At 63.7% G+C, this 9,404-nt stretch carries 13 protein-coding genes; 4 read left to right on the top strand and 9 right to left on the bottom strand.

Annotated elements, in window-relative coordinates:
• Positions 1 to 49: 49 nt before the first annotated feature.
• A complete protein-coding gene (locus Q0C64_RS12430) occupies positions 50 to 262 on the bottom strand; it encodes a hypothetical protein (RefSeq protein WP_294124156.1) in 213 nt (70 codons plus the stop codon).
• A 1-nt stretch (position 263) separates the two neighbouring features.
• Entirely contained in the window at positions 264 to 1,547 is a 1,284-nt protein-coding gene (locus Q0C64_RS12425) for a pyruvate dehydrogenase complex dihydrolipoamide acetyltransferase (RefSeq protein ID WP_294124155.1), read from the bottom strand.
• A gap of 191 nt (positions 1,548 to 1,738) precedes the next feature.
• Between Q0C64_RS12425 and Q0C64_RS12420 the strand changes: the two genes are divergently transcribed.
• A complete protein-coding gene (locus Q0C64_RS12420; RefSeq protein WP_294124154.1) occupies positions 1,739 to 2,197 on the top strand; it encodes a universal stress protein in 459 nt (152 codons plus the stop codon).
• Here Q0C64_RS12420 and Q0C64_RS12415 read toward each other — a convergent pair.
• The 3 genes from Q0C64_RS12415 to Q0C64_RS12405 are packed head-to-tail and all read right to left on the bottom strand — an operon-like array spanning position 2,194 to position 3,766.
• Complete coding sequence (locus Q0C64_RS12415; protein ID WP_294124153.1) at positions 2,194 to 2,676, bottom strand: GAF domain-containing protein; 483 nt, start codon at positions 2,674 to 2,676, stop codon at positions 2,194 to 2,196. The genes Q0C64_RS12420 and Q0C64_RS12415 overlap by 4 nt on opposite strands.
• A complete protein-coding gene (gene arfB, locus Q0C64_RS12410) occupies positions 2,676 to 3,083 on the bottom strand; it encodes an alternative ribosome rescue aminoacyl-tRNA hydrolase ArfB (RefSeq protein WP_294124152.1) in 408 nt (135 codons plus the stop codon). The genes Q0C64_RS12415 and arfB overlap by 1 nt, the downstream gene beginning before the upstream one ends.
• Positions 3,080 to 3,766: an RNA pseudouridine synthase gene (locus Q0C64_RS12405; RefSeq protein ID WP_294124151.1), complete on the bottom strand. Its 687-nt coding sequence runs from the start codon at positions 3,764 to 3,766 to the stop codon at positions 3,080 to 3,082. The genes arfB and Q0C64_RS12405 overlap by 4 nt, the downstream gene beginning before the upstream one ends.
• Positions 3,767 to 4,018: 252 nt before the next feature.
• On the opposite strand from Q0C64_RS12405, the gene ctrA reads away from it, so the two are divergent.
• Positions 4,019 to 4,726, top strand: a complete 708-nt coding sequence (ctrA, locus tag Q0C64_RS12400; protein ID WP_294124150.1) for a response regulator transcription factor CtrA — start codon at positions 4,019 to 4,021, stop codon at positions 4,724 to 4,726.
• A gap of 54 nt (positions 4,727 to 4,780) precedes the next feature.
• Here the strand turns inward: ctrA and Q0C64_RS12395 are convergent, their stop codons facing one another.
• Positions 4,781 to 5,485 (bottom strand): winged helix-turn-helix transcriptional regulator, encoded by a 705-nt coding sequence (locus tag Q0C64_RS12395; protein ID WP_294124149.1) that lies wholly within the window; start codon positions 5,483 to 5,485, stop codon positions 4,781 to 4,783.
• A 127-nt stretch (positions 5,486 to 5,612) separates the two neighbouring features.
• Here Q0C64_RS12395 and Q0C64_RS12390 point away from each other — a divergent pair, with 127 nt between their 5' ends.
• Complete coding sequence (locus Q0C64_RS12390) at positions 5,613 to 5,840, top strand: tautomerase family protein (protein WP_294124148.1); 228 nt, start codon at positions 5,613 to 5,615, stop codon at positions 5,838 to 5,840.
• A 74-nt stretch (positions 5,841 to 5,914) separates the two neighbouring features.
• Here Q0C64_RS12390 and msrB read toward each other — a convergent pair whose 3' ends face one another.
• The 3 genes from msrB to Q0C64_RS12375 form a co-directional block, all read right to left on the bottom strand.
• A complete protein-coding gene (gene msrB, locus Q0C64_RS12385; protein WP_294124147.1) occupies positions 5,915 to 6,400 on the bottom strand; it encodes a peptide-methionine (R)-S-oxide reductase MsrB in 486 nt (161 codons plus the stop codon).
• A 96-nt stretch (positions 6,401 to 6,496) separates the two neighbouring features.
• Positions 6,497 to 7,306 (bottom strand): arginyltransferase, encoded by an 810-nt coding sequence (locus Q0C64_RS12380; protein ID WP_294124146.1) that lies wholly within the window; start codon positions 7,304 to 7,306, stop codon positions 6,497 to 6,499.
• A gap of 120 nt (positions 7,307 to 7,426) precedes the next feature.
• The gene (locus Q0C64_RS12375; RefSeq protein ID WP_294124145.1) at positions 7,427 to 8,656 is read right to left on the bottom strand and encodes a threonine ammonia-lyase; all 1,230 of its coding nucleotides are present in this window, start codon (positions 8,654 to 8,656) and stop codon (positions 7,427 to 7,429) included.
• 52 nt (positions 8,657 to 8,708) lie between these two features.
• Here Q0C64_RS12375 and Q0C64_RS12370 point away from each other — a divergent pair.
• A partial coding sequence (locus Q0C64_RS12370) for an amidohydrolase family protein (RefSeq protein WP_294124144.1) occupies positions 8,709 to 9,404 on the top strand: 696 nt, incomplete at its 3' end.

The following is a 9,404-nucleotide window of genomic DNA, read 5'->3' as shown; positions in this document are numbered from 1 at the left end:
GGCATCGCTGTGACTCGGATCAGGGGAACGCGGTCGGGCAAGGTCGCGCTCAGCCGCTATGCCAGTTGAAGAACAGCCGGAATATGAACGCCGAGCCCAGCGCCAGCGGGATTGAGAACAGCAATCCGGGCGACCCCACCAGCGGACGGATCGTGCCGACCTTGGTCCAGGCGTGCAGCCAGAAACCGGCCTCGCCGCCGAAAATCATCGGCACCAGGAACCCCACGATCGCGCCGAGCAGCAGGGCCGCCAGCCACTTCATCTCAGGCCACCAGCCCCAGTGGGCTTTCGACCAGCTCCTTGAATATCTTCATTAGCCGCGCGCCGTCCGCGCCGTCGATGGCGCGGTGGTCGAAGCTGCCGGTGGCGCTCATCACCGTCGCGATCTGCAGGCTATCATTAATCACATAGGGCCGCTTCTCGCCCGCGCCGATCGCCATGATCATCGCCTGCGGCGGATTGATCACCGCCTCGAAATGCTTGATCCCGAACATTCCCATGTTGGAGAGGCTGGCCGTGCCGCCCTGATATTCATGCGGCTGCAGCTTGCCCTCCTTGGCCCGCCCGGCGAGGTCGGCCATTTCCTTGCTGATCGCCGAAATCGTCTTGGAATTGGCATCGGCGATGATCGGCGTGATCAGGCCATTGGGGATCGAGACCGCGACCGAAATATCGGCGCGTTGATATTTGATCAGCTGGTCGCCGGCGAAGCTGACGTTGCACTCCGGCACCTCGATCAGCGCCAGCGCGAGCGCCTTGATCAGCATGTCGTTGACGCTGAGCTTGACCCCGCGCTTCTCGAGCCCGGCGTTGAGTTCGGTCCTGAGCTTCAGCAGCGCGTCGAGGTTGGTGTCGAGCGTCAGGTAGATGTGCGGGATCTGCTGCTTCGATTCCGTCAGGCGCCGCGCGATCGTCTTACGCATGTTCGACAGCTTGACCACCTCGTGTGGCACGCCGTCGGTGAAAGCCAGCTCGGCTTCGACCGGCTGCAAACCGGCTGGAGCCGCCGTCGTCGCCGGAGCGGGAGCCGCCATCGCGCCGCCGCCCGCCGTGCCGACGTCGGCGCGAACGATCCGCCCGCCCGGCCCGCTGCCGGTTAGGCTCGACAGATCGATTCCCTGCGCTTCGGCCAGCCGGCGCGCCAGCGGGGACGCCTTGATCCGGTCTCCGCTATCCGCGCGCGTCACAGTCGGGGCCGGAGCCGGGGCAACGGGAACCGGTGCGGCTGCTGCCGGAGCAGCTTCAACCTTTGGAGCCGGCGCGGCTTCGACTTTCGGTGCGGGCGCAGGCGCCGAAACCTCCTCGCCTTCGCCGGCCAGGATCGCGATCGGCGTCCCGACCTTCACCCCATCCGATCCTTCCGGCACCAAAATCTTGGCGATCTTGCCCTCGTCGACCGCTTCGAACTCCATCGTCGCCTTGTCGGTCTCGATTTCGGCGAGGATATCGCCCGACGACACCGTATCGCCTTCCTTGACCAGCCATTTGGCGAGCGTCCCCTCCTCCATCGTCGGCGACAGGGCGGGCATCTTCAGTTCGATCGACATGGGGTTTCCCGGGCTCAGAGAGACTCGTCCGGCACAAAGGCCAAAGCGGGTAGCGGGTCAAGAGCGAGAACGCAGCTTGTCCGGGGGAGCGTCCGAAAAAGCCGTGCCGGGGGCACGGCTGTGCAGGATGGCGAGAATCGAGCTTGCCACTCGCTGAGACTTGCCGCAGCGTCCAGCGAGGGAGAACGGGGATGGCGCGAACCTATCTGGTCGTGATCGACGACAGTCCCGAAGCGCGGGTCGCGCTGCGCTTCGCCGCGCGCCGTGCCGCAAAGGTTGATGGCGAGGTCGACATATTGGCCGTGGTCGAGCCCCAGGATTTCGTCCAGTGGGGCGGCGTCCAGGCGGCAATCGAGGAGGAGCAGCGCCTTCGCATCGAGGGCATTGTCGCCGCGTCGGTCGGCGAGATCATGAGCGCCGCCGGGATCACTCCGGAAATCATCGTTCGCCAGGGTGATCCCGTCGCCGCGGTGCGCGGCCATATCGGCACCCGCGAGGATGTCGCTGCGCTGGTGCTCGGCGCCGCTCCGGGAGGCAAGCCGGGACCGCTGGTTGCCCATTTTACCGGCCATGACTGTGGTAGGTTGCCGATCCCGGTGATGATCATCCCGGGTGGCCTCAGCGACGACCAGCTCGAGATGCTGAGCTAGATAGACCGCGCCATGATTTCGGCGAGGCGGACGACGCCCGCCCGGTCCTCGGCATCGAACCGCGCATGTTTGGGGCTGTCGATATCGAGCACGCCCAGCAATTCGCCGTCCGCTCCCACGATCGGCACGACGATCTCGCTGTTCGAGGCGCTGTCGCAGGCGATGTGGCCGGGGAAGGCGTGGACGTCCTCGACCAACTGGACCTCCCGGCTCGAAGCCGCGACGCCGCACACACCACTGCCGAAGGCAATGCGAATGCAGGCCGGCCGCCCCTGGAACGGCCCGACAATCAGTTCGCCGCCGACATTGCGATAGAATCCGACCCAATTGATGTCCGGCAGACTTTCCCAGATGAGCGCTGCCGCATTGGCCATGTTGGCGATGCCGTCGGGTTCGCCCGCCACCAGCCCTTCCAGCGCGGAAGCGATGTCCCGGTACAGCGTCGCCTTGTCGGCCGCCTCGATCTTGAAGTCGTACATCAAAAATCCACTTTCCCGCGCCCGCGTTTGACTTCACTGCGCTGCTTCTTCTGGTCGACCCGCTTGGCCTTCGCTGCGCGTGAAGGCCGGGTCGCCTTGCGCTTCCGCTGGACGAAATGGGCATCCGCGATCATTTCGACAAGGCGGCGGCGTGCATCCTCGCGATTGGCTTCCTGCGTCCGGTAATTTCGCGCGGTAATCACCAATTCACCGCCGCTGGTCATCCGGCTCCCGGCAACGACCTTCAAGCGCTCATAGGCATGTGGCGGCAGGCCCAGTTTGAACACATCAACGCGCAGCTGGCAGGCGGTCGCGACTTTGTTGACATTCTGCCCGCCCGGCCCGGTTGCCGCCAGGAACCGCTCGCTCAGCGCGTCCTCCGGAATTTGAACCTCTTCCGGCTTCACGGCAGGAAATCCAGCCAGCGTCCGAAGCGATCTGGCACCGGGGCAGTAACGTCGATCGGTTCCTTCGGGGGCCGCGGCACGACCAGCCGCCAGGCGTGGAGCAGCATCCCGCTTTCGGGGAGCACCATCGTGCCCAATTCGGCATCATCGGGCAGCGAATAGACCGGGTCGCCGACGATCGCCGCGCCGAGCCCGCGCGCCGCATGGACCCGGATCTGGTGGGTCCGTCCCGAGAGCGGCCTGAACTCGACCAGGGTCTGGCCCTCGGCCTCGCCAATCTTGCGCCAATGCGTCGCCGCGGACTTGCCCTGCTCGTCCGCGACCATCCGCCAACCGCCCCTGGCGCTCGACACCTTGGCGATCGGCAGCTCGATCAGCCCTTCGTCACCTTCCACCAGGCCGTCGACGACCGCGAGATAGGTTTTGGTCACTTCGCCCCGTTCGAACGCCTGCTGGAAATGGGCTCGCGCGCGCGGGTTGCGCGCCAGCAAGAGGCATCCAGACGTATCGCGATCGAGCCGGTGCATTGGCACCGGCGGCCGTTTGAATCCAAGCTTCAGTTCGTCAATCCGGCTTTCAACGCTGGCCCCGCCGGCGCGCGGCGCATCGACCGGCAAGCCTTCGGGCTTGTCGATCACGATCGCCTCGCCGTCGACGAACAAGATGCGATCTTCAAGATTCATGTGTCGCCAATGTAACCGGGCTCCCGGCGAAGCAATCCAATTCGGACAATGGCTTGCTCCAGGCTGGTGCCGATACTGATCTAAACTGATGCACGGCTGCAACGATATCGGCCATTTACGAAGTTTTACGCACTATTAACCTTTTAAGGTCAGAAACCGCATGGTTAATGGACGCTTAGACGTCGTTAAGGGCGCTTCACCTTTTGTGCCAAGGGATGCCCCGATCGGCGAGCTAACCAGGGGAACTACAGCATGCGGGTTTTGCTCATCGAAGACGAGGCGACCATCGCCAAGAGCATCGAGCTGATGCTCGGCACGGAAGGCTTCAACGTCTACACCACCGATCTGGGCGAAGAGGGCTTGGACCTCGGCAAGCTCTACGATTACGACATCATCCTGCTCGACCTCAATCTCCCGGATATGCACGGCTATGACGTGCTGAAGAAGCTCCGCACCGCCAAGGTGTCGACTCCGGTGCTGATCCTGTCGGGCATTGGCGAGATGGACAGCAAGGTCCGTGCGCTCGGTTTCGGCGCCGACGACTATGTCACCAAGCCGTTCCACCGTGACGAGCTGGTTGCCCGCATCCATGCGATCGTCCGCCGCTCCAAGGGCCATTCGCAATCGGTCATCCGTACTGGCAAGCTGGCCGTGAACCTCGACGCCAAGACGGTCGAAGTCGACGGCGCCCGGGTGCATTTGACCGGCAAGGAATATGCGATGCTGGAGCTCCTTTCGCTCCGTAAGGGCACCACGCTGACCAAGGAAATGTTCCTCAACCACCTTTACGGCGGCATGGACGAGCCCGAACTCAAGATCATCGACGTGTTCATCTGCAAGCTGCGCAAGAAGCTTTCACTCGCTTGCGGCGGCGACAATTATATCGAGACCGTCTGGGGCCGCGGCTATGTGCTGCGCGACGCCGAGGGCGATACCGGCGCAACTGAAGTCGCGGCCTGAAAACATTCCTGGGGGAGTGGCAACGGCGGAGCGTAAGCGCTCCGCCGTTTTGCTTTAAAGCGTGACCATCAGTTCGGCCGGGACCGGTGCGCGCTCCGAGCTGGCGAATTGGCTCAGCTTAAACCAGCTGCTGATGCGCCTGGTCAGTGCCGGATCGCCTTCGACGATGAGATCACCGGACGACATCGCGTCGCGATAAGTCCGGTCTCCCATCCAAACGTCGTGCATGGTCCGCGTCGTGGTCGTGAAATAGACGTCGACATCGCGGCCCGGCCGCGAGATGCACACATCGACCTTGTCGCCATCGACCAGCAGCCACCAATCGGGCTGACCGGCCAGATCCTTGAACTTGAACTGGATGACGCTGTGTTCCCCGGGGAGCTGCGACGGATCGACGCTGCGCTCCAGGTAGAGCATCAGGAATTCGATATCGAAATCATCCTGCGTCAGTTTGTCGCGCTGCCAGCACAGCCCCCATTCGCCCATCGCGATGACCACCGGTTGCAGGGCTTCGCAGGCGGGCGTGGGGAAATATTCAAAGCCGCGCTGCCCGCTGACCCGCCGCTTGACCACCAGCCCTTCGGCTTCGAACGATTTGAGCCGGGTGGTGAGCAGGGCCGGAGAGATATCGCCAAGGCCGCGCTGCAGCTCGCTGAATCGCCGGCCACCCATCAACAGCTCGCGAACGATCAGCACACTCCAGCGCTCGCCGAGTACTTCGGTCGCCTTCGCAATCGGGCAGAATTGACCATATTTCATCGGCCGCTCCTTGGGCCTGCATATAGGGCCAACGCTTCAGAAACTGTAGTGCGTTGCTTCAATTGCTGAACTGGCCGCGCATGGCGCCTCGCGGCAAATGGTCGCCATCCAACCGAGGAGATTATGCATGCCCCTAGTGACGATCGACATCATCAAGGATGTCTTCAGCCCCGCCAAGAAGCAGGAGCTGATCGAGCGAGTGACCGAAGCGATGGTCGCGGTCGAAGGCGAAGAGATGCGTGGCGTAACCTGGGTCCGGCTCGTCGAGATCGAGCAGGGTGACTGGGCGATCGGCGGCCAGCGCCTCAATGCCGCGGCTGTCCATGCCATGGGCGGAAAGCTCAAGGCAGCCTGATCGGGCTGCCAAGCGACAAACGGCGGGGCGGAACCCTTCCCCACCCCGTTCGCCCTGCCGTTTGTCTGCAAATCCTAGGCTGTCAGTGCCTCACCTTCGGGAGCGCCGCGGCCAAGCTTGTCGGGCAGCGCCTCGCCGTTGGGCGTGAACGCCAGCGACACGCTGTTGATGCAATAGCGCTCGCCGGTCGGCGGTGGCCCGTCGGGGAAAACATGGCCCTGGTGCGAGCCGCACCGCGCGCAAACGATCTCCGTCCGGATCATCCCGTAACTGTCGTCGCGCAAATATTTGAGATGATCGGCCGAAAAGGGCTGGGTGAAGCTCGGCCAACCGGTGCCGCTTTCGAATTTCTGGCCGCCATTGAACAAGGGCAGGCCGCATAGCCGGCACGTATAGACCCCGGCCCGCTTCTCATCGAGGAACACACCGCAAAACGGCGCCTCCGTGCCATGCTCGAGCAGGACATGTCGCTCCTGGTCGTCGAGATCCGCAACCAGGTCGTGAAGCTGGTCCTCGGTCGGGGGGGTCAGGTCAAACTGGAGTGTGGTTGCGTCAGCCATGGATTGTCCTCTCACCCGGTCGGGTGGAAAATAGGCTTCGTTGTCTGAAATTCCAGAGCAGCCGCCGGACGAGATCGCCCGCAACGCGGCTGGATATTAGGCGTCGACCAGGATCCGGCGCGGCGAGCGGGCCGGCAGCTGCTCGGCGATCTGAGGTTCCGGCAGGGCATCCGGCACATCCATCCGCCGCCAGCCGTCGCGGCCGAGCCGCTCGAGCGGCTTGAAGCTGGCCTTGTAGGCCATCCGGTCCGACCCCTCGACCCAATAGCCGAGATAGACATAGGGCAGGCCGGCGCGGGCGGCGCGAACGATATGGTCGAGGATGATGTAGGTGCCGAGGCCCTTCCGGGCGCCTTCGCCGACATCGTAGAAGCTGTAGATCATGCTGAGGCCGTCAGCCTGCTGGTCGCTCAAACAGGCGCCGACAAGCTTGCCCGGCCGGCCGTCGACCGACGGTTCGCGATATTCGATGACATAGGTGCGGACCGGCGTCTGCTCGATCATGTCCGCATAATCCTGCTCGTCCATCTCGGCCATGCCGCCACCGGGATGACGATCGGCCAGATACTTGCGGAGCAGCGCATATTGCTCCTCGGTGCTCCATGGCCGGCAGGCGCTGACTTCCAGGTCGGCATGGCGGCGCAGGATCTTGCGCTGGGTGGCGTTGGGCGTGAACTCGTCGGCCAGCACGCGGACCGAGACGCAGGCCGAGCAATCGACGCAGCTTGGGCGATAGGCCACCGACTGGGAGCGGCGGAAGCCAATGCGGCCCAGCGCTTCGTTCAATTCGCCGGCGTTGCGGCCATTCAATTCGGTGAAAACCTTGCGTTCGACCTTGCCCGGCAAATAGGGGCAAGGCGAAGGGTTCGTTACAAAGAACTTGGGGAAGCGAAATGGTGCGCTCACTTCATCCAGGCCTTCTGCAATGGTTACGAAACTCTTTATGCGACTAGTAAACGCGAATGAAAAGAGTTTGACGGCCGGAAAGAGGGTTAATGAGCTTAGGTGTGCCGCAAGGGGACGATTTTAGTCGAGCTCGGCCCGGTCGACGTGGAAACCTGCTTCTTCCAAATGATCGACCAGCGTGTCGATCGCGCGCGCATCTCGCGCCTCGCATTCGACTTCGATCAGCGTGTCCTTGGCCGGCCGGCGGCTGAACACCCGCTGGTGATTGGTCTCGAGGATGTTGACCCCGCATTCGTAGAACTTCGCCGTGATCGCGGCGAGCGCGCCCGGCCGGTCCTGCGCGGCGATCCTCAGGCGCGCGATGCGGCCGCAGCGGACCAGCTCGCGGACCAGCACATTGGCCAGCAGATGCGTGTCGATATTGCCGCCGCACAACGTCGTCGCGACCTTGCGCCCGCGGAACCGCTCCGGGTCGGCCAGGATCGCCGCAAGTCCGGCCGCTCCCGCTCCTTCGACCACCGTCTTTTCGATGTTGACCAACATCGACACCGCATGTTCGATGTCGTTCTCAGCGACCAGGTCGATGCGGTCGACCAGGTCGGCGATGATCGCCCGAGTCAGCTGGCCCGGCTCCTTGACCGCAATGCCTTCGGCCAGCGTATCGCCGCCAATCTCGCCATTGCCGCCCTCGACCACATTCTTCATCGACGGATAAAGCTCGGCCTCGACGCCGATCACTTTGATCCCGGGCTTCAGCGCCTTCGCGGCCGTAGCCACGCCGCTGATTAGTCCTCCACCGCCGATCGGGATGACCAGCGTGTCGAGGTCCGGTGCATCCTCCAGCATCTCCAGCGCGACCGTCCCCGCCCCGGCCATGATCGTCACATCGTCGAACGGATGGACGAACACATAGCCATTCTCGGCCTCCAGTTCGCGAGCGTGGGAATAGGCGTCGTCGAACCGCTCGCCGAACAGCACGACATTGGCGCCATGGCCCTCGGTCTGGGTGACCTTCATCATCGGCGTACTGACCGGCATGACGATCGTCACCGGAATGCCGAGCCGCCGTCCATGATAGGCGACCGCCTGAGCATGATTGCCGGCCGATGCCGCGACCACCCCGCGAGCCCGCTCTTCCGGCGTCAGCTGCAGCAATTTGTTGAGCGCCCCGCGCTCCTTGTAGGCGGCGGTGAACTGGAGGTTCTCGAACTTCAGCCACACTTCCGCATCGACGATGTCGGACAGGGTGCGGCTGAGCATCATCGGCGTTCGGATGACCGCGCCCTTGATCCGCTCTGCAGCGGCCTTGATGTCGTCGAGCGTCGGGCGGGTCTTGGTCGGGGCGTCCATGGCCAGCCGACTAGACCTTCCGCTCCTCACAAACAATGCTATCGAAGCGGCCATGCGAACGACCCTGCTCGCGCTTGCCGCGCTCCTCGCCTCCTCCTCAGCTCTTGCCGATACGTTGGTGACCAACGCCAACGGCATCCAGGTCGATGCCAACGGCAAGATCGAGCATTTCACTGGCATCCTGATCGGCGACGACGGCAAGGTGAAGCGCCTGCTCCATGGCGAGATGCTGAAGCTGCGCGATACGGACGTTGTCGACGCCCGCGGCAAGACCGTCCTCCCCGGCCTGATCGACGCCCATGGACATGTCATGGCGCTTGGCTTCACTGCGCTGCAGCTCGACCTCACCGGCACGACTTCGCTTGCCGACCTCCGGGCGCGATTGAAGGCCTATGCCGAGGCCAATCCCAATGCCCGCTGGATCCTCGGGCGCGGCTGGAACCAGGAATTATGGCCCGACAAGCGCTTCCCGACCGCGGCCGATATCGACGCAGTGGTCAGTGATCGCCCGGTTTGGCTCGGACGGGTCGACGGTCATGCCGCCATCGCCAACAGCGCGGCAATTCAGGCGTCGGGCTTTGCCTTGAACACCCAGGCGCCCGTCGGCGGGCGGATCGAGAACGGCCTGTTCGTCGACGCGGCGATGAGCCTGATTGAAGCGAAAATCCCGGCGCCGACCGACGCTGAGCTTGATGCGGCGGTGGCCAAGGCGCAGGAGCTCATGCTTTCGAACGGACTGACTGCAGCC

Origin of the sequence: Sphingomonas sp. (genome assembly GCF_023266535.1) — a bacterium.
GTDB lineage: Bacteria > Pseudomonadota > Alphaproteobacteria > Sphingomonadales > Sphingomonadaceae > Sphingomicrobium.
Note: the sequence above shows the minus strand (reverse complement) of the source record. Positions and strands in the feature narration are given on the sequence as shown.